This is a genomic window from Dellaglioa sp. CoH-57-MRSF-20, from assembly GCF_056781955.1.
In genome coordinates this window covers 1-20,996 of sequence record NZ_JBXAXV010000008.1, presented here as the reverse complement: position 1 = coordinate 20,996, position 20,996 = coordinate 1, and the positions used below count along the sequence as shown (strand labels likewise).

Here is a 20,996-nt window from a genome sequence, read left to right as displayed (position 1 = left end):
TCCTTCTGCTTTAACAACATCTATAGTGGAATGACGTTATCAGAATATTCGTGTATTAACTGTTTACCCGTTAATCATTGCTGAACCCGTAAAGCCAGTGTTTTAGAGCATTAATTGGATCAGTAACATCGCACATTGTTCTATCAAACACCTCTACTGAATGCATATCTTTCTTCACGTTTCTGAAATGCACGTTTTCCACCCTCTAAGACTTCGCAAATTTCGGTTTGCATAGCTGGATTTTCGATAGGGCCTTGTCTATATTTAAATTTTCGTCCTTTACTTGTTTTGGAATCCATCTCTTCTGAAGCTAAAGTCACACATTCACTGTCTCCGCCAACCAAAACGTTTGCATTGTGAGTAACGACAAATAGCTGTCGGTGTTGTTTCTGTTGCCTTAAATAAGAAACGAGTTCATCATAGATAGCCTTATTATCAAGCTCATCTTCAGGCTGATCGATCAAAAATGGCTTATCATCCTTGTCCAAACTTAGTTGCATCATTAACAAGATAAATGCCTGCTTACCCCCGATACTCTAAACAGGGGGATTAAATACAACGCCTGTGCCTGAGCACGGGGTATAAGGATTAGCATGACGGCGCTTACATAAAAATTAACTGTTACTGACATAGAATGGATGTAACCGTTGTTGGCTCCTATGATGTAATTACGGACAACTTGTTCACTATAATTATTTCAAAGGAGTCTTTTATTATGACCATTAAATATTCGAATCGATACTCGCCTGAGTTTAAGTCATCTATCATGTTACTACACAAAAACAACCGCTCAGCTGATTTCTTAGCTAAGGAATACAACGTTAGTGTCTCCACCGTTACTAAATGGATGAATCAGGCTGATCCCAATAATTCCAAGGTCCCTTCGGATCATGAGTGAGCCCTAATCGAGGAGAATCGACGACTTAGGGAGGAACTCGATATTTTAAAACGAGCGGCATGCTATTGACAAAAAAAGAATGGTGAGAGAGCGAACGGTCATCTTAGAAATGATTTAGGCTAGTTTACAAGCCCAGCACCGCATTCCTCATATTTTAAAAACGCTAAAGTTTTCCAGTTCAACGTATGATGGTTATTGTCATTGGTAACCCAGCAAAACTTCTCGTCGGAGTCAATTAGTCAAGCAACAGTTACTAGCTATTTGGCTTAAATATCCAATGTATGATGGTAAATTACAAATTTAATCTGATTTTTTTGGCAAATTGGTCAACATAACTTGGTAAAGTGTTTGTCAGTTGGGTACTTTAAGCGGTCTCTGATTAATTTGTAGTAACGTAGTTGTTAAATCTTGAGTACCAATGTGTTCAAAACAATTCTATTTAGGGTAAAAATAACGTAAGTTCTGATTAAATCGTTCATTACTGCCGCGTTCAGCCGGCGTGTAAGCATGGCAGTAATAGGTCTAAATACCGTATTGTGATTCAAATGATATTAGATTGCTAAACTCAGTGCCGCAAGGTAGATTGTAAAATCAATCCGAAGGAAGTTTGAACAAAAACTATTTTTTAAGTTGCTCAAGCCTATTCGACCTTCACTCTTATTACATGTATAGAGCCTACTATTCATTAGAGAATAGGCCATCAGCATAACTGGCACATATAAATCAACTGTTAACCAGTCAATAGTTTTGGCGACTACTACCATCATTCTATCAATTCATTTAAATTCTTATATCCATCAGCAAGTATTAGCATTCTAAATCTAGTGGAATAATAGCTAAGTTAAACTTATATACTGGGCGCAAAATATGTATTCACAACTGCCACCATGGCTATTTCAAGTATGTTTTACATTAGCACTTCTTGTTAGCAAAAATGGTCCATAACAATGTTAATGATTCCACATTGTTATAGACCACTAATCTATTTAAGCAGTTCATCAAAGGTTTGATTAACCGTCTCTTGATCACGATTGTTCGTAAAGACTTTAACTGATTGTAAGTCACTCAAATCATTGGCAACTTCCTTCGTCGCATAAATCATAACTGGGGTGCGCTTCGCAAACTGGGTTTGGACTAACGCCACATTACCAACTACCGGGGTGCCCTTCGTCTTTTCGGTAATCCGCCACTTATACAACTTTTTCATATTCAAAACATGTTTTGCCCGCTCATCAGGATCATGCACAATATGATAGGCCATTAACACATTATCAGCCATGTTGATTCCTCCCATTATTGGCCAGTAGTCATTTCTTAACACCATTAGTATACGTGCTGAGCCCTCAAACTAGCAATTATTTGAACCAAGCCACCAATCGATCAAACCAAGCTTGGTGATGACCAGTTTGGGCCATCTTAACTACTTTAGTAACCGTTGACTTAGGTGCTGGAGTCGTTGGTTTTGCTGGGTTACCAGCATACTCCGCGGTTTTATCAGCTTTTGGCGTTACGGTTAGCTTACCGTCCTTATTGCACGTTGATGCTTGTCAAAAACTTGGCAACCTTCTTTCGTGGTAATTATTGCAACAACCCTGCTCGTCGTCTTGGATCCGGCAGACCTGGAACTGAATCTGGCTATTCGGGGCTGGTGCCCTCTGTGTGGTGACAGCAGCATGTATATCAAACCTTTACCATCTTCAAACACGAAATTAGCTTGCATACTGTTTGATAAATATCGCCTAATTTGGACAATCCTACTGAACTATTGCAGGTGGCATCAGTTCATACAGCCAAGTAAAGCCAATAAGGTATACCCTAGTGGCTATTTTCGGTTTAGTACTATTAATTCAGCTTTTCTATACTCAATGACCTTAGTTCCTCTTTTTTGAAGTATTGTGTCGCAAAGCAAAAAGAAGGTTGTATGCCTAAGTTTGTACCAGCTTCATTACCATAATTTGATTTTTTGTATGGAAACACAATGCCCAATCTGAATTCGTTTTGTATTGAGTACTTCATTGACTTCGTTCCTAGCATGCCTCGGCCAACTTGCTCCACAGACTTTTTACCTTCAAAATAGTCTTTTTCAAGTTTGTCCATTCTATTTACGTAATCCGTGATATACCAAACTTTTCGAGCAAATATTGTTGTTTCTTTTAGGATACCTTCTCGCTTACCTGCTTGGCACTCCTTAATTACATTCAATAAGTGAATCATATTTTGATAAGGAATAAAAATAAAGTCACGATTCTTGCCTAATTTTTCTTCGCATTTTATTAATGAGCATGATATTTCTTCCTTTACAAAACCGTTTTTGTCAAAGGAGTTTATATCTAGTTCTGTAAAACTAGTTATAAAAGCTGGCATGTCTAACGCTAGCTTTTCAAGTTTTCCCTCAAATTTATCATCAATTAAGTTATCAGCAGCTTCTTCACTATTTTTTGTAAAAGTATCAATATTTGATAACCATATAGATTTGAGATTAAAAAAGTTTTTCATATACTTTCTGTCTACAAGAGAGTGTAAAATATTTTGTGTAAATGAGTATTGAAAAAAGGAAGACCTTCCCCGTATGATTATAAGCGTCTAAACCAAATCAACGGAGGTCTTCCCCTATGAATCAGTTTAACAAAGAATTGGCAAATGTACTACTATCTCATGGTGATTTAAAAGAAGTTTTTAGAAAACAACTGCAGGATACATTAAATACGTTACTTCAAGCCGAGTTAACTTCTGTTCTAGGCTACGATCCTTATGATCGTCAAGGTTTCAACTCTGGTAACTCTCGAAATGGCCAATATTTTCGTCAAATTGATTCAGAGTATGGAAAGCTGAGTATCTGTGTCCCACGTGATCGCAAGGGCGAGTTTAAGGCTAACTTAATCCCACCTTATTCTCGAAGAGTAGATGCACTGGAAACGACGATTATACAGTTATACGAAAAAGGAATTACAACTCGAGAAATAGCTGACTTAATCGAAAAGATGTATGGAACTCATTATTCACCCACTACGATTTCCAACATTACAGCCATTGTTGAGGATCAAGTGACTGCTTATCATCAGCGGCGGTTTAGTTCGACAGACTACGTCTGTCTTTTCCTTGATGCAACTTATGTGCCCTTACGTCGTGATACGGTTCAAAAAGAGTCGGTTTATGTCGCTTTAGGTATTAAAGCAGATGGTCATAAAGAAATTTTAGATTACTGTATTGCACCAACGGAAAATTCAGAAGTTTGGTCCGAATTACTAACTGGTTTAGTCAGTCGTGGTATTAAACACGTCCAGTTAGTCATCGCAGATGGCTTAGTTGGCTTAGATTCAGCGCTTAACCACAATTATCCTCAAGCTAAATTTCAACGCTGTCTGATCCATATGTCACGGAATATCATGCAGAAAGTTCGCGTAAACGACCGTGCAGAGGTCGTTAATGAGTTCAAAGAACTCCACAGAGCAAAAACACGTGATGAAGCCCAGCTAATTTTAAATCGTTTTATCGATCATTGGGAGTCAAAGTATCCTCGAATGGTTAGAAATTTAGCCAGTACGTCTAATTTACTAACCTTCTTAGAATTTCCTCCGAGTATTCGCAGAACAATTTACTCAACGAACATTATTGAATCATTCAATAAAAAGCTGAAGCGCAAGACAAAAGTCAAAGAACAATTTCCAAATGAATCAGCACTTGACCGTTTCCTTGCGACAATTATCTTAGAGTACAACGAGAAATACTTCGGCAGAGCTCATAATGGCTTTAAGCAGTGCCAAGATACTTTAGAATCAATGTTTTAAGCTAGACAAAATGATACGAAGAAGTCTTCTTGTTATTTACACAAACTTCTTGACGCTCTCGTCCTTTTTGGATGGTGTTTTTATTTGGTCAATCGGCTAGACTAACAAGCCGATATTTTGCGTGGTTATTCTTTTTGCATTAGACTTAAGTTATAATTCGAATTCAGATTAGGAGGATCTCTATGAAGTTTGATATTGTAGTTGTCGGTGGTTCAACGGCCGGATTTTATTTGGTGAAGGCATTACGGACTAAAGGTTTTTCAGGTAGTATTTGTTTAATTGATCGCGAAGACGCACTGCCTTATAATCGTTATAAATTATCTAAAAATTGGCTGACAGGCAAGAAGTTAGATGCACCTATTTTTAAACCGGAATCGTTCTTTGCTGAAAATGAGATTAAGTTACAATTAAATACCGAAGTTGTGGCGGTTCATGATGAGAAGAAGAAAGTTGTCACAGCAGATCATCAAGAAATTACTTATGGTCAACTTGTTCTAGCTATGGGTGCAGAGTCACGTCATTTGCACTTGCCTAATGATGACGCTGAAGGAATTTTTTACTTAAGAAGTTATCACGATGCGATCAAGATTAAGCAGTGGAGCGAGCAAGTTAAAGATGTGGTCTTAATTGGCGCTGGGTTTATTAGTTTAGAATTGGCTAGCTCCTTTAGAAAGTTAGGCCTTAATGTCACAGTTGTTGAACATGGTCAACATCCATTGGGACGTGTAGTTGGTCCACAGGCTTCAGAATATTTCGTTAAGATACATCAAGAACAGGGCGTCAAATTTGTTTTAGGTAGTGGTGTTGAATCGTTTACGCATGACCAACAGCATCAAGTCACTGGGGTGGTAACTGATACGGGTGCAACAATTCCTGCACAAATGGTTGTTGTTGGTGTTGGTGCAGTTCCTAACACGTCAATTAAAGCAGATCATTTGGAATTAGGGCAGAATATTGCCGTTAATGAATATGGCGAAACAGCACTGAAAGATGTTTACGCTGTTGGCGATGCTACTATTTGGCCGTTCCAGGGTGAAGAGATTCATGTGGAACATTGGGAAAATGCGCAAAGTCACGGTAAAAATGTTGCCGCTAATCTGATCCAGCCACAAAGTCAGCCTTATGATGTCTTACCATATTTTTGGACAGATCAGTATGATCAAACCTTTGAATATTTAGGTCATACGACTAAGTGGGATCAAACTTTTATCCGCGGTAATCTTGATTCTGGTAAGTTTACAATTGCTTATGTTGATGAAAATCAAGTACCATTGGCTATTTTGTTTGCTAATGGTAATGACGAGCGTGCTGACGTTACCGAATTAATGTCACACCGTCAACCATTAGATTCAGAACGGTTTGCCGATACTAATCAGCCATTATCCACGTTATAAAATGTGATTTTTAAAAGGAGGTTCAAGTTGTTATGCCACAAATTAAATTAATTCGCACTTATGATCAAGCAGCAGTTAAACGGGCATCTGGTTATAAAATTTTAGTGGATCGCTTGTGGCCTCGGGGGCTCGCTAAAGCTGATTTACCTTATCAATGGTGGCTTAAAGAATTAGCGCCAAGTTCTGAGTTAAGGAAATGGTTTAATCATCAAGAAGAGCGCTATCCTGAATTCAAGCAACGCTATCTTGCTGAAATTGCCGCCAATCCATTAAGTGCAGCGGTGCTTGATTTTATTAGTCTCTGTTTACAAAGTGAAGATGTAATTTTAATTTATGGTGCCAAAAACGAGCAACACAATCAAGCTGTGGTTTTAAAAGCATGGTTAGAACAAAAATTGGAATAAGTTATACCTGATAAAAAGCTTGGATCACTTGATTCAGGCTTTTTTATTTAGCATTAATTGACTTGTTTAGTTAAGAGCATAAAATATAAGTAAAGTCATTAATCAGCGTCAAAAAATCAGAAACTGTCAAATCTTTTGTGTAAATAGATCTTTCTCATAGATTGATTTTTTATTCTTTATTTAATCAAAGTAAGATTCTAAGGTGTTCTGAACCTGACCAAAGCCTTTGTGGATTCGCTTGAAATATCGATCATTGTAGCTCATTGCTTGTATTCCAATAAAAGTATCAAGCGACTGTTCAGTTGGAAACTCTGCTTTAGGTTTGGCTTTGCGCTTAACAACATTATTAAAGGATTCAATCATGTTAGTTGAATAGATTGAACTTCTGATCTGTTTCGGATAGTTATAAAAAACTAGCAGGTCCGGCTCGATGTCTTTCAGGTTTCTTATGACATGATTATAACTCTTGTCCCATTTGGCATAGAAGGCATGCAATACATCAACAGCAGCTGCTTTATTGGCTTGCTGGTGAATCTGCTTGAATTCGTTCATAATTGCCTCACGGTCTTCTACACGTACTTTAGCGCAGATATTACGCATGACGTGAACCAAACAGCGCTGGAAGTGAGCTTTAGGATAAGTTTGCATTAGTGCAGTTTTCATACCCACAACACCATCTGATAAAAATAATTCAACTTGTTTAAGGCCTCTGCTTTTCATATTTTGAAGCAACTCCGTCCAGACTTCGATATTTTCGCTAGGAGCTATGCAATAATCGATCACTTCTTTGTGACCGTTGGGCTTGATACCAATGGCAATATATACTGCTTCTCGTTCAAAAGTTTCTCGACGCAACGGTATATACGTTGCATCAAGATAAACACAAAAGAACTTATCGCTCAGTTTATGCTTGTGATAAGCCTCAACTTTAGGAATCATTTGCTTAGAGATATTAGACACTTGAGCGGGACTATAATGGCTGCCATACATTTTTTCGATCAAATTAGCTATTTCTCTAGTGGTTACACCTTTAGAATAAAGCTTTATAACCATATCTTCTAAGAGATCAGTATGTTGTTTATAGTCTGGCAGAGTGTGTTGATGAAACATACCATTGCGATCTCGTGGCACCTGGATTTCAATTGATCCAAACTGGGTATCAATTTTACGGAAATACGCGCCATTTCTAGAATTACCAGTATTCCAGCCGTCTCTTGCATAAGGATCATAACCTAAAAAGGCAGTTAATTCAGCTTCTAACAAGTCATTAACTGCTTGCTGGAGTTCTTTGCGCAATAAATCGTTTATTTTGTCTTGATTGAATAGAGCTTGAGCCATATTTTTGGTAAAATCATTCATGAAGGAGTTCCTCTTTCTGTATGTGTTTTTTGTTCAAACCAATCATACGAGAAAGGAACTCCTTTTTCTAATGTTTTTGAAAATTAATTTAAGGAATCATTCATCCTTACACAAACTATTTTACAGTCTCCAACGGTTAGCAGAACCAATGCTGGTGCAAGTGTTTCGCAATGCGATTGCACATGATTTGACACTGGAAGTGAATGCTAAAAGTATTGTTTTGCGTCATAATTTAGGCTATATGAATATGCGATTGAGTTATGGCAGTCACTTGGTGGCACTAAATTCACTTTAGGTTCTGATGCACATGAAGTGGCGCATTTCGAATTGGGCTTCCCGGAACTGAAAGACATGTTAAGACACCATGGTGTTCAATAACTGGTTATATTTGCTGGCGGCGTCGGTCAAAGTGTGGCTATTTAAAATTTATCAAGAATAGAAATAGCCTTCCGAAAATATTGAGTGATTTTCGGAAGGCTAATTTTATACCATATTTAGTTGTTACTAGTAGTTTAAATTTTAGTCATGACGATGAATAATATTTTCGCCGCCAGCTAAGTTAATGATGTTGCCGGTTAAATAGTCTGAATCTTCTGCACATAAAAAGGCAATAACGCGAGCAACATCTTCACCAGCAGCTTTTCGTTTAGTCTGATTAGGTGCAAGTTTCTCGGCTTGTTCAATGTCAGCTTCTTTAAGATCAGCTTTAATATCACCGGGGCAGACCATATTTGCAGTAATTTGATGGTCTTTTTCTTCAAGCGCTAAAGTTCTAATCGCCGCGGCCACACCAGTTTTAGCGGCGGCATAAGCACCACGATATTGCCAACCCGAGACTTGGTCAATTTGGTCAAAGCCTAGCGCAATAATGCGGCCCCAATTTTGTTTTTCCATCATAGGTACCGTTGCCTTAACTAAATAGAAAAAACTATCAAGGTTAGCACTCATCATGTCATGCCACTGGGCTGGGGTATGGTCGACGAGTTTTAATTTATCGTGAATAAAGGGACCAGCGTTAAGAATTAAAATATCTAAGTTACCAAAATCAAGTTTAATTTGTTCAATCATTCGTACCACGTCAGCTTGTTGGCTTACATCGCCTTGGTAAAGGCGAGCATTGACTTGATAGCATCGTGCCAAATCTTGTTGTAATTGTAACGCAGCTGTTTGACTGTGTCGGTAATTTAAGGCTAATTGATAGCCTGCTTGAGCAAGTTTATGGGCCATTTGCACGCCCAGTCCCGTAGTACTCCCTGTAATAAAAGCGACTCTTTTACTCATTAGTGACCTCACTTAATAGCAGTCATAAATTCTGACCGCAATTGGCTATCTTTAATGTAAGCACCACGACTAGCCAGCGTGAAAGTTTGCGCTCGTTCTTTTTTAGCGCCGCGACTTGAAACACATAAATGCTTCGCTTCAATAGCTACCATAACCCCTTTAGGCTGCAAGACGGTATCAATTGCATCGGCAATTTGATTCGTTAAGCGCTCTTGAACTTGGAAACGCCGCGCGTAACCTTCAACGACCCGTGCAATTTTGGAAAGTCCGGTGACTTTTTGATCAGGAAGATATGCAACGTGAGCTACGCCAAAGAAGGGTGCAAAATGATGTTCGCACATCGAATAAAATTCGATATCTTTTACAATAATAGGATCATTTTGTTGAATATCAAAGACTTTTTCTAGATGGGCAGTAGGATCTTCGCGGTAACCACTGGTGTATTCAAGAAAGGCTTTTACCACACGAAAGGGCGTTTTATCTAAATCGGGATTATTGTCGTCTTGACCACAGAGAGCCATTAAAGTTTGCAGTGCTTGTTCGATTTGTTGAACATCAGTTAACTTTTGCTGTAATAGTTCTGAGTTATTTGCAGTTTCGAAAAAATAGCTGGCAAGTAATTCAGCTTCATTGTAATGATCATTGTTTGTTGTCATGATATGAATCTCCTAACTCAATAATAACTTAAGTCTACTTCAAGTTCATGATTTTGAACAACGATTTGTTTTCAACTTTGCATCAAAAAAGACGAGTCTGCTCCTATACTGAAATTTGGTACCAAATTCATTAGATTTTGTGTCATAATGATAAAAATCAGAATAGGAGTTTTTTTTATGAAATATTATTCAGATGAATTTAAAAACAACATCGTTAAGCTTTATCACAATGAAAATCGTTCAAAGAAATCCTTAGCCAATGAATATGGGGTTCATCCAACCACCATCAGTCATTGGATCAAGCGGGCCAAATTAGTTGAACTACCTGACGGTGGCGTAACGAGTGTTGAAGCCTTCAAGCGACTACAGAAAGAAAACCAGCAGTTAAAAGAAGAAAATGAAATTTTAAAAGCAGCGGCGGTGTTACTGGGAAGGCATTAGGCAAAGTTAAAGCCATAGACTTTATCAACGAACAATTATGTAAACACCGCCTCTGGATAATCTTGAAAGCCTTAGGGCTTTCTAAAAGTACGTATTATCATTGGAAACACTATCAGATAAGTCGTCATGATAAACAAGATACGATTTTAAAAAGCCAGATCTTTGATGGGTAAGACAACTTGTTGCATAAGCTGTTAGTTCCTTTACTTTAAAATTAATTTAGTTGCAGAAAACTTAAAAATCGAATATTATAATGTAGTACGATGGTAAACTTAAAGGAGGCGGATTAGTATGAGTAATACTATTATTAAAAACAAGACAATTTCAACTCGTGTAACACCTGACATTAGTGAACGGGCTAAAGCTAATCTAGCAAAACAAGGGCTAACCGTTTCTGAGTATATACGCTTATCGTTAGTTAAAGCGGCCAATAATGAAGTTCGATTAGTCAGCTTTTTAGATTCTCCGGAAGCCTTAGCCGCTAAAAAAGAAGCAGAAACAGGGCAGGTCAAAAACATTGGTTCATTGACTGACTTTGAAGATTGGATCGATAAGTTAGATGCAAATTAAACAGGCCAAATCTTTTGAACGTGAATTAAAAAAACTAGTCAAAAAACATTTCCCAATAACTGTCTTGAAGCCTTGTTTAGAAGCAATTGTTGAACAAGATGTACTTGTTTTGAAACAGATTAAAGATCATGCATTAAAAGGAAATTGGCGTGGCTATCGTGAATTTCACCCTGCCAGATATGGAAACTATGGTAAAAATTATGACAACTGGATTGTTATTTATCAGCTAGATCATGATGAATTGATTTTGTTATTGGTTGCAACTGGCTCCCATGAAATCTTGAATCAATAACTATAGTTTAGGGGCACTTATAAAAAAATAAATTAAAATAGCCCCCAATATCTATAATATAGATATTGGGGGCTATTTTAACAATGATTTTGAGGGGCGATTTGGTAAGTTATAGACCCTATATATTCATAGCCCCTTTCTGTTTGGTGTTAAAGTATTAGTCATCGATGTCATGCACTATCTTGTTTAGCTCCGTTTTGATGGAACTGGAAATATTTTCTAAATTGAAATGATTATATATTTCTTTATCCTTAAGCATCCTTTTTTGTGCCTTATTTAATTTACACTCATTGTTACCCACTACCCATTCATCCTTTGTACGTATAAAGGGATTTTGCGCACTTTCCTTTAACGCGTTTTGAACATCTTCATAAGGTAAATAAAATTCAATTGTAGATTTATTTAATTTTACAATCTACCATATAACGTCTCCATCTTTTCAAAACGACTTAATTCTACGGGCTATAAATAACTTAATTTGCCAGTGTATAACGTTTCAGATTAAGCTACCACTATGTTATAATAACCATATCAAAAGGAGATCAATCTAATGAAATATACGAAAACCAAAGCAGTATTAAATCAACTCGTTGCCGATTTGAGCCAGATGTCAATGATTATCCATCAGACGCATTGGTACATGCGTGGACCCAACTTTTTGAAGTTGCACCCCTTGATGGATGAGTTCATGGAAGAAATTGACAGCCAACTCGATGTCATTTCTGAACGGCTGATTGCGCTTGATGGCAGTCCTTACTCGACCTTAAAAGAAATGGCCGAAAACACTAAGATTCAAGACTGGCCTGGTGAATGGGACAAAACAACCCCAGAACGCCTCGCACACTTAGTTGATGGCTATCGTTACTTGGAAGACCTTTACCAACACGGCATTGAAGTATCCGATGTTGAAAAAGACTTCAGTACCCAAGATATTTTCATTGGTCTCAAAACCGCAATTGAGAAGAAAATCTGGATGATTCAGGCAGAGCTTGGATCGGCGCCGGAAATTGATGAATAAAATAATATTAAAAAATCGGTAGGCTTAAACATTGCTAACGCTTATATCAGTGCTGCTATTTAATTAAAATGCGACATCCCAACAACGGGGTGGCGTATTTTTGTTTGCAATGCGGTGACAAATGGGCCGGAAACAAAATAAGTGAGTGATAACTTATTTTAATGTTGACAAACCGATATGTACTGAATTATACTAAAGCCATTAAGTGAGTGAGTATATACTCACTTTGAGAAAGAGGGTTATTAAAATGGCAACGGATTATGTCATCGCCAAGCAGGTCAGCAAGCACTTTGGTCATCAGCAAGTGCTCAATCAGATTGATTTGACACTGCCGGCTGGAATGATTTATGGTTTGATTGGGCCATCAGGAGCTGGGAAGACCACCTTGATCAAGAGTATTTTAGGGATGGAAGTTGTGGATAGTGGCACTGTTAAAGTCATGGATACGGTGATGCCCAATAGGGCGGTAATGGCACAAGTAGGGTATATGGCCCAAAGTGACGCTTTGTATGAGACACTAACGGCCCGTGAAAACCTAACCTTGTTTGGGCAATTGATGAGCGTTCCAAAAATAAAGTTAGCACAGATGATTGATTATGCAGCAGGATTAGTTGATTTAACGTCCCAATTAGACAAGCGGGTCAGTGGCTATTCGGGTGGGATGAAACGGCGCTTGTCGTTGGCAATTGCCCTGATTCAGGATCCCCAATTATTGATTTTAGATGAACCGACCGTTGGGATTGATCCAGAATTACGGCAACAAATTTGGACCGAACTAAATAAGCTCAAGGATACCGGTAAGTCGATGCTCGTGACAACGCATGTCATGGACGAAGCAGAACGGTGTGATTATCTCATGTTGATTCGGCACGGGATTGCGCTTGCTGAGGGGACACCCGCGGCACTGAAACAACAGTATGCAGTAGATACGATCGAACAGGTCTTTATGAAAGCGGGGCGGATGCAAGATGCGAACGATGGCAATAGTTAAACGAGTTTTTAAGCAAATGTTACGTGATAAGCGTACCTTGGCGCTGATGTTTTTGGCACCATTGCTGATTATGACGCTGATGTATTTCTTATTTCAAAACAACACGACGCAAGTAGCAAGCTTGGGTGTTCATCATGTAGACCAATCCGTGGTTAACGTGATCGATACCAAAAACGTGACGATTCATCATTATGATAGTTCACAGGCACGGAAAATGATTAAGCAGCATGATCTAGATGGCTATTTGACTCAGAAAAATGGTCAATTGACGATTACTTATTCAAATAGCAATCCAACCAACACGTCTTTAATTAAGGCGAGTTTACAATCAGGATTAGTCAAGTTGAAAATGAAGACGCTGGTGACCGTTACTAAGAAACAGCGCGCGGCCCTTGAATCGCAACAAGCCGCTTTGAAGAAGCTGACAGCAGCCCAGACACAAGCAACGGTGACCAAGCTGAAGACTGCCATTGCACAAGCCCAGGCCCGCGGTGACCAGGCAACTGCTGAGAAATTACAAAAGCAACTCAAGCAGGCCACAGCCACGACGTCTAGTTCGACTCAGTCAGCTAAAGCAACCAGTTATACGACTAAGTCTCATTATATTTATAGTAGTAGTGATTCAACGTTCTTTGAAAACTTTTTTCCAGCCTTTCTCGGTTTCTTTGTCTTCTTCTTTGTGTTCTTGATTTCTGGCGTTTCACTTTTGAATGAACGCACTACTGGAACCCTAAGCCGGCTACTTGCAACCCCAATTCGACGGAGTGAAATTATTATGGGCTATCTAATTGGTTATGGGGGCTTTGCCATCATTCAGACTGTCCTGACCGTTGTTTTCACAATTACGGTCTTCAAGATTCACTTAGTTGGTAGTATTTGGCTGGTCTTTCTGACTAACTTATTATTAGCGTTAGTAGCTTTGACCTTGGGTATCTTTATTTCCACCTTTGCTAACTCAGAATTTCAAATGATTCAGTTTATTCCACTGATTGTTGTACCACAAATCTTTTTTGCTGGGTTGGTTCCAGTCGATGGCATGGCCAGTTGGTTGCAAGCAATTGCCCACATCATGCCGTTATACTATGGTGCTAATGCGATGACGGCTGTTGTGACAAAGGGTGCTGGGCTTGGCGATATTGGTGTCAATTTGTTAATATTAGTAGGGTTTATGGTCGTACTAACAATGTTGAATATTGTTGGAATGAAACGTTATCGGAAGGTGTGAGGATATGGAACGACCACGGATACGGGATTATTTTCAACAGGATCTAAGTCAGAATGAAACGATTACACCTAAGCAACGGGCCATCCTCCAGGCAAGTCTCGATTTGTTTGCTGAAAAGGGTTTTGACCAGACCAGTACTAGTGATATTGCACAACGGGCCGGCGTTGCGGAGGGGACGGTCTATCGGCGGTATAAGACTAAGGCTGCCTTACGGGATGCCATCTTAGCACCAATTACCGCGCACATTGTGCCAATCTTAGTGAGTGATTTTTCAGAGGATGAATTACGGCAGCGTTATCCCAGTCTACAGGCATTCGTCACAGCAATTTTTACGGACCGAGTTGCATTTGCTAAAGCTAACGTGAAAGAGTTAAAGGTCATTTTTGAAATGGCAGCTTTTGACACCGAACGACGCGAACAGATTCTTAGCCAGATTGCGCCTAAGATGGTCAAGCAGATGGGAAGTGTCATAAATCAACTAAAAGCAGATCATTTGATTGTGGATTGGCCGAATGATTTGATACTGCAAAGTTTGTTATCGCAGCTATTCGGTTACCTAGCGCAGTTAATGCTGGAATTGCCGGGAACTGAAATTGAGCGCGAACAAGCGTATTTGATTACGGTGATGACCAAAATATTGACCCCGGGTGAACATGATCAAATTACTGGTCAGTGAGCTAACTGTTACTTGATATAAACTAAAGCCACTTCTGTACTTAGCGGTCATTTGAACGCTAAGTACAGAAGTGGCTTTGGTCGTTGCTACGCGTGTTCGTTTGTTAATCTGCTAGTATCGTCATTTTATTCAACAAACTAGTTTGTAACTGGCTGAGTGTGGTCGTCATGTAGACCGAGTAAAGATCTGGGTTGACGAGCCGCTGGGTTGTTCGTGGGAGCTCGGCAAGTTTAGCCTGGGTCGTTGCCTGAATGGTTGTAACCGGAATTGACGTGGTGTTGGACAAATCTACCGGCGCGAGTAATTGCTCTTATACTAAAAAAATAGTCCAATTTATTGACTTCTGAGCATGTTGATGAGATTGCTAAAAACTAAGAAAGAAGGTAATATATACCCTAGGGGGTATATATTACCTTCTTTCTTAATCATAGAAACCTAGAATATTTGGAGGAAAGCAGAAATGAGTGCAACAATCAAAGAAATTACTGATAGTACATTTGAAAATGAAACACAAGAAGGGGTTACTTTGACCGATTTTCGTGCTGATTGGTGCCCGCCATGCAAGATGATGGACCCTATACTACAACACTTATCAGAAGAAAATCAATTAGGCGGTAAAATAAAGTTTACCTCAGTAAATATCGATGAAAATAAACAGGTTGCCAGCCAACTAGGCATTCAAGGTATCCCCACGTTAATTATTAAGAAAAATGGTCAAGTCATTGATAAAATTGTTGGATTTCATCCTAAAGATGAAATCGAAAATACTTTAAAAAAGTATATCTAAGAGGTATAACATGAGGATTATTATAGTGGGGGGGGTAGCAGCCGGTATGTCAGCTGCTACTAGACTGCGAAGGCTATCTGAAAAAGATGAAATTATAGTCTTCGAAAAAGGCCCTTTCGTTTCTTTTGCAAATTGTGGGTTACCTTACCACATTAGCAAAACGATTAAACATCGCTCCCAATTAATTGTGCAAACCGCTGATGATTTAAGAAGTAGGTTTAATATAGATGTACGTGTTAACAGTGAAGTGACCCATATTGATAGAGATAATAAGATGATATCTGTCAATCATGATGACCAACAAGAGAAGCTATATTATGATAAATTAATATTATCTTTAGGATCTAGTCCTGTAATACCTAAGATTAAGGGGCTTCATACTCAATCAAACATTTTTCAATTACGTAATATCCCTGATTTAGATAACATTATGAGCCATTTAGATGAGAGTATTAAAACGGTTGCGGTACTTGGTGCTGGATTTATTGGTATAGAAGTTACTGAAAATTTGATTAAGAGAGGTTTTTCAGTCAATCTTATTGAACGTTCTAACCAAATATTGCCAAATCTTGATATTGAGATGGCACAGTCGATTACGAATGAGCTCATAAAAAATGACGTTCGTATCAATACGGGAACTACTATAAATAAGGTGAGCAGAGACATTCTTTATTTAGATAATGGTATGTCAATACAAGCTGATGCTGTTATTATTGCTGCAGGAATTCGACCAAATTCTGATATAGCCATAGCTGCAGGCCTAAAAGTTGGGCCCAATAAAGGCATTGTTGTGGATCATGATTTTAAAACAAGTGACTCTAACATTTATGCAATTGGTGACGTTATCAGTGTTATTCATCAAATTACTGAACAGGAAACACTAATTCCATTAGCGGGACCAGCAAACAGACATGGGCGACAAGTTGCTGATGCTATTCACGGTTTATCTATTAAAAATAAACCTGAGATTGGCACATCAATCGTTAAGGTTTTTTCTAAATCAGCTGCAAGTACAGGTATTAATGAAAAACAAGCAAAGCAACTTGGTTTAAATTATCATGTGACTCATACTTTTTCTTATCATCACGCAAGCTATTATCCTGGCGCAACACAAGTTATGATAAAACTTATTTTTACAAATACTGGTGATATTATAGGTGCCCAAGCTGTTGGAAATGAAGGGGTAGATAAGCGTATTGATCTTCTTGCAACGGCAATCAAATTTAGGCTGAAAGTAGATGATTTACCTGAACTGGAATTAACGTATGCTCCTCCTTTCGGAGCAGCTAAAGATCCCGTTCATATTTCCGGTTATGTGGCTGAAAATATTATTAATAGTCGATCTCATAATATTCAATATAATGAATTAGAGAATTACAGGCGTGATGGTTACTTATTAATTGATGTACGATCTTCTCAGGAAATTAGAGCTATGGGATTAATTAATGGTTTCATAAATATTCCGTTAGAAAAAATACGAGACCGTATTAATCAAATACCAAAAGATACTGGTATCATTGTATCGTGTGCTACAGGTCAACGAAGTTATACAGCTGAACGAATATTTATTAATAATGGATTCAGAAATGTCAAAAATCTTGATGGTGCGTTTTCACTGTATCAGTTGATGTATCCACAAAACATTGTAAAATAATTGACTTATGAGGTTCAGGTATGAATACAATAGCATATCAGTATGAAAATATACAAAATAGGTTAAAGAGATCAGCAGGCCAAATAAATGGAATTGTCAATATGATTGATGAAGAGCGTCCTTGTGAAGAGGTCGTCATACAGTTATCTGCTGTCAGAGCAAGTCTTGATAAGGCAATAAAGTTAGTTATTGCTGAAAATATTAGAAATTGTTCAGAAGCAGAAACAGGATCTGAGCAATATCAAAAGGCACTTGAACTGTTAGTTAGAGTTAAATAGATAGGAACATTAAAATTTAATATGAAAATTTAACAAATTAGAAATGCCACCGTAAAAATAGAGTATAGTGCTCAGAAGTCAATAAATTGGACTATTTTTATTCAGTTACTTAGGCAACATTTGAGATACGATTTCGATTATAAAAATTGATATACCAACCAATGGCTGCTTGGACTTCTGCTCTTGTACTAAAAAAATGGACTATTTTTAGTATAAGAGCAGTTGGGATTGATTTGAGATTTTTGACCCAGCCCGTAACCGTTTGTACAGCCAAATGATATTCATTGGCCAGCGAATTAACAGAACGACCCTCGTTGTACAAGGCAACGATTGATGATTTAAATTCAGTTGAGTATCTCTTAGCTTTCATAATAAAAAAAACCTATACTTGATTATCTCGGATTATGTCCTAGAAATAAAGCAATCCGGATTTTCAGTATACGAGCAAAATTTTTTTATAGGTTAACCAAAATCAATTTGATCTAACATCGTTTCGCGACTAGCTTGGTCTAACCCAAGGTAAGTCAGTGTCATGGCTTCACTTGAGTGATTCAATAAGTGCATGACTAAACCAATATTGTAATTTGACTGTGTATAGACACGATAAGCACCTGTTTTACGCATAGTGTGCGTGCCTAAATAGTTGATACCTAGTAGATCACCAACACGCACCATCACTTTATAAAACTGTTTCTCGGTGATATGGTGATCATGATGGGCTGTCGAGGGAAATAACCACTCAGAATTGATATTTTCTTGGACCAACCAATCATGATATTGCAACAAGTCTTGCTGAACAGGCTTTAAATATAACGTGTTTGCTTTACCGGTCTTTTTATCATGAATAAAGGCTGTATTTTTGACAGAGCCGTCTGGATTATAGACATCTGATTTTTTTAATGTCATGACATCACTCACACGTAGTAGCGTGGCCTTACCAACTTGAAAAACGGTGTAATTTCGGCGACCAGCACGGAAACTATCGAGAAGTGTATCTTGTACCATCTTTAAAACGTTGGAGTCTTTGATCGGTAGGACAATTTGTTGCGCCATGATTCATATATACCTTTCTGAAATTAAATAATTAAATTGTTTATTTATTGATGACCAGGACCGTATTTCTAAACTTCTTTTATGGTTTATTATATCACTTAACAAAAAAACAGCCCCCATTATCTACTAGTCAGATAATGGGGGCTGTTTTAATAGTCTTTCCTAGGGGTCATTATATAATTATAGACCCTTTGTTAGTGGTTATTTAAATATACTGACCATAGTCATCATTGATAATACAGAGTTCCCTTGATTAAACTCTAACTAAACCTGTATAAACTATGGCAAGTTTTTTCTCAACCATACTTATTGATTATCTACGATGTATTTATTCATTATATTAATATCTCCCATATCTAAATTGAACCAATTCACCGCAAATCGATCGGCTACATCAAGGAGATTCCCAGAATTAATCGCGTCATCTAGTTTAATGATATCTGTCTCCTTAATAAGTTCCACGTTTGGCATTGGAATTGTAGCAAGAACTTGTGGATATAATTCCAATGACTTTCCCTTTTTGCGTCCCAGTTTCACTAGCCAAAAATGAGCTATTGTGGAGTTCAGTACGGCCAAAATTACTTTTGTATATTTATCATGCCTTTGATATGCCTGACTTAGTGTAATTGCATACGAGTCATCCTTTAGATAATAACCTTGCGTATTCAACGTGAAACGTGGATTTTTTGCTCTTTTTTGGACATAAATGGTTGATTTACTTTCAAACATCCATTGTTCACGCGGCCACCATAGTTCAAACGATCGTATGCGACCGCTAGTAACTTCCCGCCTTTTCGTAAGTCTATCATAATCAGGTTGACTCTTAATCCATTTTAATAAGTTTGGAATCTTTTTTTTGTCAACAGTATGATCAATATACATCACATATGAATCTGGAAAAGTTTTTTCTGTAACCGTAGTTAATGAACTACCATTTATAAGCGGTTTGAACAAATTGCGTTCATAGTCGGTCATTGACATTGCTTCCACAGACCCCTTTCCCCAAATGAAAATCTTATTTGAGCCCGTTGTCAGTCCCAATTTAGGATTTTCAGTATACGACAGTAACGTTTTTTGGCTTTTAAGTTTCACAATTAAATCAGTCAACGATTCATCACGAGATGCTGAATCTAAAACAAAGTATCCCGTACTCTGATCTTGCAATTCGCTTTGTGGAACAAGTCCGTAGTCGGTGTTTGAGTTCTTACCCTCAACTATGAGCTCAAACACATCACTGTGAGCAGACCCCGTCTCATTCGTAACTAATGTGCTAACTTCACCAGGATAGGATGCTTTAGTTCCAAAAGTGATAACGTTGTGCTGACCGAGCGCCGAACTAAAAATCTTTAATTCCTTAAAGTTCAATAAATCAGTCAAGTGCATACGACTAATTAAATCATTACGAAGAGCTGCTCCATCAGTCGCAGTAAGCCAATAATTAGTAGTGATAAATGCCAAAGAGCCATTTTTATTCAGTAGATCGATTGCTAAGTGAATAAAATAATAAAAGAAGTCAATCTTGCCTTTCGACCATTGTGCCCCAAAATCAGTTTGAGCAACACTTTCAAAAATATCTTTATGGCCTTTCATTCCAATATAAGGTGGATTAGCAACAACTAAATCAAATCCAGTATATGCCCCATTGCCATTAAGGGCCTCAGGAAATTCGAATCGCCACTCAAATGAATTGGCAAAGAGTGGGGCCTTATTTACTTCTTTCAGTCGAGCTTCTTTGACAACAATTTGTTTATCAAGCTTTTTAATCTGCTTTTTTCGCTTTTCACGTTCATACTTGGTCTCAAACAATAGCATTCCACCCTGCAACTCATTTCGTTGTTGGTGCAGGTTACGTAGTTTAGTCCGATCACCTTTATCCAAAATGCTATTGATAATTTGGTTCTTAAAATCTTCGATCGCCTTTTCAATTTTTGACTTGACCACCTTATCATCTGTATTGCGATAATCTTGAACCAATTCTTTAAACTCAGTCACTGTCAAATCGGTATGAGCTGTGACATCACCAAGATTACGATTCAAAGCATACTTGAACACAACTGAATTTCCAGCCTTGATATTCATTTCAAGATTTGGCATAGTCCGAAGATTTCCATCTTCCTCATAATATGAATTCTTTAGCAACTCAATCCAAAGTCGAAGCCTAGTAATATTGACGGAGTTTTGATTAATATCAACCCCAAACAAATTGTGTTCAATGATATCCAGCTTCGTCT

General features: G+C 38.0%; 22 protein-coding genes and 2 pseudogenes. 13 read left to right on the top strand and 11 right to left on the bottom strand.

Features of this window, described 5'->3' with window-relative positions; genetic code table 11:
• Positions 1 to 143: 143 nt before the first annotated feature.
• The 4 genes and pseudogenes from AC1RPN_RS07475 to AC1RPN_RS07460 all read right to left on the bottom strand — a co-directional run.
• Positions 144 to 527 (bottom strand): annotated as a pseudogene (locus AC1RPN_RS07475) (TrlF family ATPase); the annotation flags it as partial.
• A 722-nt stretch (positions 528 to 1,249) separates the two neighbouring features.
• Positions 1,250 to 1,471: pseudogene (locus AC1RPN_RS07470) on the bottom strand (IS30 family transposase); the annotation flags it as partial.
• 409 nt (positions 1,472 to 1,880) lie between these two features.
• Positions 1,881 to 2,177 (bottom strand): DUF5839 family protein, encoded by a 297-nt coding sequence (locus AC1RPN_RS07465; RefSeq protein WP_019040614.1) that lies wholly within the window; start codon positions 2,175 to 2,177, stop codon positions 1,881 to 1,883.
• A 563-nt stretch (positions 2,178 to 2,740) separates the two neighbouring features.
• The gene (locus tag AC1RPN_RS07460) at positions 2,741 to 3,394 is read right to left on the bottom strand and encodes a hypothetical protein (RefSeq protein WP_481762423.1); all 654 of its coding nucleotides are present in this window, start codon (positions 3,392 to 3,394) and stop codon (positions 2,741 to 2,743) included.
• A gap of 116 nt (positions 3,395 to 3,510) precedes the next feature.
• On the opposite strand from AC1RPN_RS07460, the gene AC1RPN_RS07455 reads away from it, so the two are divergent.
• The 3 genes from AC1RPN_RS07455 (at position 3,511) to AC1RPN_RS07445 (ending at position 6,484) form a co-directional block, all read left to right on the top strand.
• Positions 3,511 to 4,686 carry an IS256 family transposase gene (locus AC1RPN_RS07455; protein ID WP_010492178.1) on the top strand — a complete coding sequence of 392 codons (1,176 nt, stop codon included), beginning with the start codon at positions 3,511 to 3,513 and terminating at the stop codon, positions 4,684 to 4,686.
• 182 nt (positions 4,687 to 4,868) lie between these two features.
• Positions 4,869 to 6,080: an NAD(P)/FAD-dependent oxidoreductase gene (locus AC1RPN_RS07450; RefSeq protein WP_481762422.1), complete on the top strand. Its 1,212-nt coding sequence runs from the start codon at positions 4,869 to 4,871 to the stop codon at positions 6,078 to 6,080.
• Between the two features lie 32 nt (positions 6,081 to 6,112).
• Positions 6,113 to 6,484, top strand: coding sequence for a DUF488 domain-containing protein (locus AC1RPN_RS07445; protein WP_019039877.1), 372 nt, complete (start codon positions 6,113 to 6,115; stop codon positions 6,482 to 6,484).
• Between the two features lie 180 nt (positions 6,485 to 6,664).
• Here the strand turns inward: AC1RPN_RS07445 and AC1RPN_RS07440 are convergent, their stop codons facing one another.
• From AC1RPN_RS07440 to folE, 3 genes are all read right to left on the bottom strand, one after another.
• Positions 6,665 to 7,843, bottom strand: coding sequence for an IS256 family transposase (locus AC1RPN_RS07440; RefSeq protein WP_068222488.1), 1,179 nt, complete (start codon positions 7,841 to 7,843; stop codon positions 6,665 to 6,667).
• A 519-nt stretch (positions 7,844 to 8,362) separates the two neighbouring features.
• Positions 8,363 to 9,124 (bottom strand): SDR family oxidoreductase, encoded by a 762-nt coding sequence (locus AC1RPN_RS07435; RefSeq protein ID WP_481762421.1) that lies wholly within the window; start codon positions 9,122 to 9,124, stop codon positions 8,363 to 8,365.
• Positions 9,125 to 9,132: 8 nt separating this feature from the next.
• Entirely contained in the window at positions 9,133 to 9,780 is a 648-nt protein-coding gene (gene folE / locus AC1RPN_RS07430; RefSeq protein WP_481762420.1) for a GTP cyclohydrolase I FolE, read from the bottom strand.
• Between the two features lie 177 nt (positions 9,781 to 9,957).
• On the opposite strand from folE, the gene AC1RPN_RS07425 reads away from it, so the two are divergent.
• The 7 genes from AC1RPN_RS07425 (at position 9,958) to AC1RPN_RS07395 (ending at position 14,993) form a co-directional block, all read left to right on the top strand.
• A complete protein-coding gene (locus tag AC1RPN_RS07425; protein ID WP_481762419.1) occupies positions 9,958 to 10,221 on the top strand; it encodes a transposase in 264 nt (87 codons plus the stop codon).
• A 291-nt stretch (positions 10,222 to 10,512) separates the two neighbouring features.
• Positions 10,513 to 10,791, top strand: coding sequence for a plasmid mobilization protein (locus AC1RPN_RS07420; RefSeq protein WP_003625288.1), 279 nt, complete (start codon positions 10,513 to 10,515; stop codon positions 10,789 to 10,791).
• Positions 10,781 to 11,083: a type II toxin-antitoxin system YafQ family toxin gene (locus AC1RPN_RS07415; RefSeq protein ID WP_050340497.1), complete on the top strand. Its 303-nt coding sequence runs from the start codon at positions 10,781 to 10,783 to the stop codon at positions 11,081 to 11,083. Before AC1RPN_RS07420 ends, AC1RPN_RS07415 begins: the two co-directional genes overlap by 11 nt.
• Positions 11,084 to 11,633: 550 nt before the next feature.
• Positions 11,634 to 12,101 carry a Dps family protein gene (locus tag AC1RPN_RS07410; RefSeq protein ID WP_003587210.1) on the top strand — a complete coding sequence of 156 codons (468 nt, stop codon included), beginning with the start codon at positions 11,634 to 11,636 and terminating at the stop codon, positions 12,099 to 12,101.
• Positions 12,102 to 12,348: 247 nt separating this feature from the next.
• Positions 12,349 to 13,092 (top strand): ABC transporter ATP-binding protein, encoded by a 744-nt coding sequence (locus AC1RPN_RS07405; protein ID WP_014975086.1) that lies wholly within the window; start codon positions 12,349 to 12,351, stop codon positions 13,090 to 13,092.
• Complete coding sequence (locus AC1RPN_RS07400; RefSeq protein WP_014975085.1) at positions 13,070 to 14,317, top strand: ABC transporter permease; 1,248 nt, start codon at positions 13,070 to 13,072, stop codon at positions 14,315 to 14,317. The genes AC1RPN_RS07405 and AC1RPN_RS07400 overlap by 23 nt, the downstream gene beginning before the upstream one ends.
• 4 nt (positions 14,318 to 14,321) lie before the next feature.
• Positions 14,322 to 14,993 (top strand): TetR/AcrR family transcriptional regulator, encoded by a 672-nt coding sequence (locus AC1RPN_RS07395; protein WP_481762418.1) that lies wholly within the window; start codon positions 14,322 to 14,324, stop codon positions 14,991 to 14,993.
• Positions 14,994 to 15,096: 103 nt separating this feature from the next.
• On the opposite strand, the gene AC1RPN_RS07390 is transcribed toward AC1RPN_RS07395, so the two are convergent.
• A complete protein-coding gene (locus tag AC1RPN_RS07390) occupies positions 15,097 to 15,279 on the bottom strand; it encodes a hypothetical protein (RefSeq protein ID WP_224142993.1) in 183 nt (60 codons plus the stop codon).
• Positions 15,280 to 15,453: 174 nt separating this feature from the next.
• Between AC1RPN_RS07390 and trxA the strand changes: the two genes are divergently transcribed.
• Genes trxA through AC1RPN_RS07375 form a run of 3 tightly spaced genes read left to right on the top strand, consistent with a single transcriptional unit; the run spans position 15,454 to position 17,712 of the window.
• On the top strand, positions 15,454 to 15,780 hold the full coding sequence (gene trxA, locus AC1RPN_RS07385) for a thioredoxin (RefSeq protein WP_010276702.1): 327 nt from the start codon (positions 15,454 to 15,456) through the stop codon (positions 15,778 to 15,780).
• A gap of 10 nt (positions 15,781 to 15,790) precedes the next feature.
• Positions 15,791 to 17,434 carry an FAD-dependent oxidoreductase gene (locus AC1RPN_RS07380; RefSeq protein ID WP_481762417.1) on the top strand — a complete coding sequence of 548 codons (1,644 nt, stop codon included), beginning with the start codon at positions 15,791 to 15,793 and terminating at the stop codon, positions 17,432 to 17,434.
• 20 nt (positions 17,435 to 17,454) lie between these two features.
• Positions 17,455 to 17,712 (top strand): metal-sensitive transcriptional regulator, encoded by a 258-nt coding sequence (locus AC1RPN_RS07375; protein ID WP_010276712.1) that lies wholly within the window; start codon positions 17,455 to 17,457, stop codon positions 17,710 to 17,712.
• Between the two features lie 109 nt (positions 17,713 to 17,821).
• Here AC1RPN_RS07375 and AC1RPN_RS07370 read toward each other — a convergent pair whose 3' ends face one another.
• The 3 genes from AC1RPN_RS07370 to AC1RPN_RS07360 form a co-directional block, all read right to left on the bottom strand.
• Complete coding sequence (locus AC1RPN_RS07370) at positions 17,822 to 18,082, bottom strand: transposase (RefSeq protein ID WP_263317203.1); 261 nt, start codon at positions 18,080 to 18,082, stop codon at positions 17,822 to 17,824.
• A gap of 92 nt (positions 18,083 to 18,174) precedes the next feature.
• Positions 18,175 to 18,765: a site-specific integrase gene (locus AC1RPN_RS07365; RefSeq protein WP_150262567.1), complete on the bottom strand. Its 591-nt coding sequence runs from the start codon at positions 18,763 to 18,765 to the stop codon at positions 18,175 to 18,177.
• Positions 18,766 to 19,071: 306 nt separating this feature from the next.
• Positions 19,072 to 20,996, bottom strand: a 1,925-nt coding sequence (locus tag AC1RPN_RS07360; protein WP_481762416.1) for an Eco57I restriction-modification methylase domain-containing protein, incomplete at its 5' end; no start/stop codon positions are given.

Excerpts from the sequence above, each read along its gene's own strand:
- AC1RPN_RS07405 (WP_014975086.1), top strand. The coding sequence starts at position 12,349 with ATGGCAACGGATTATGTCATCGCCAAGCAGGTCAGCAAGCACTTTGGT.
- AC1RPN_RS07440 (WP_068222488.1), bottom strand. The coding sequence starts at position 7,843 with ATGAATGATTTTACCAAAAATATGGCTCAAGCTCTATTCAATCAAGAC.
- AC1RPN_RS07425 (WP_481762419.1), top strand. The coding sequence starts at position 9,958 with ATGAAATATTATTCAGATGAATTTAAAAACAACATCGTTAAGCTTTAT.
- AC1RPN_RS07415 (WP_050340497.1), top strand. The coding sequence starts at position 10,781 with ATGCAAATTAAACAGGCCAAATCTTTTGAACGTGAATTAAAAAAACTA.
- AC1RPN_RS07445 (WP_019039877.1), top strand. The coding sequence starts at position 6,113 with ATGCCACAAATTAAATTAATTCGCACTTATGATCAAGCAGCAGTTAAA.
- AC1RPN_RS07420 (WP_003625288.1), top strand. The coding sequence starts at position 10,513 with ATGAGTAATACTATTATTAAAAACAAGACAATTTCAACTCGTGTAACA.
- AC1RPN_RS07410 (WP_003587210.1), top strand. The coding sequence starts at position 11,634 with ATGAAATATACGAAAACCAAAGCAGTATTAAATCAACTCGTTGCCGAT.
- AC1RPN_RS07375 (WP_010276712.1), top strand. The coding sequence starts at position 17,455 with ATGAATACAATAGCATATCAGTATGAAAATATACAAAATAGGTTAAAG.
- AC1RPN_RS07370 (WP_263317203.1), bottom strand. The coding sequence starts at position 18,082 with ATGAAAGCTAAGAGATACTCAACTGAATTTAAATCATCAATCGTTGCC.
- AC1RPN_RS07455 (WP_010492178.1), top strand. The coding sequence starts at position 3,511 with ATGAATCAGTTTAACAAAGAATTGGCAAATGTACTACTATCTCATGGT.
- trxA (WP_010276702.1), top strand. The coding sequence starts at position 15,454 with ATGAGTGCAACAATCAAAGAAATTACTGATAGTACATTTGAAAATGAA.
- AC1RPN_RS07400 (WP_014975085.1), top strand. The coding sequence starts at position 13,070 with ATGCGAACGATGGCAATAGTTAAACGAGTTTTTAAGCAAATGTTACGT.
- AC1RPN_RS07395 (WP_481762418.1), top strand. The coding sequence starts at position 14,322 with ATGGAACGACCACGGATACGGGATTATTTTCAACAGGATCTAAGTCAG.
- folE (WP_481762420.1), bottom strand. The coding sequence starts at position 9,780 with ATGACAACAAACAATGATCATTACAATGAAGCTGAATTACTTGCCAGC.
- AC1RPN_RS07435 (WP_481762421.1), bottom strand. The coding sequence starts at position 9,124 with ATGAGTAAAAGAGTCGCTTTTATTACAGGGAGTACTACGGGACTGGGC.
- AC1RPN_RS07380 (WP_481762417.1), top strand. The coding sequence starts at position 15,791 with ATGAGGATTATTATAGTGGGGGGGGTAGCAGCCGGTATGTCAGCTGCT.
- AC1RPN_RS07450 (WP_481762422.1), top strand. The coding sequence starts at position 4,869 with ATGAAGTTTGATATTGTAGTTGTCGGTGGTTCAACGGCCGGATTTTAT.
- AC1RPN_RS07465 (WP_019040614.1), bottom strand. The coding sequence starts at position 2,177 with ATGGCTGATAATGTGTTAATGGCCTATCATATTGTGCATGATCCTGAT.
- AC1RPN_RS07365 (WP_150262567.1), bottom strand. The coding sequence starts at position 18,765 with ATGGCGCAACAAATTGTCCTACCGATCAAAGACTCCAACGTTTTAAAG.
- AC1RPN_RS07460 (WP_481762423.1), bottom strand. The coding sequence starts at position 3,394 with ATGAAAAACTTTTTTAATCTCAAATCTATATGGTTATCAAATATTGAT.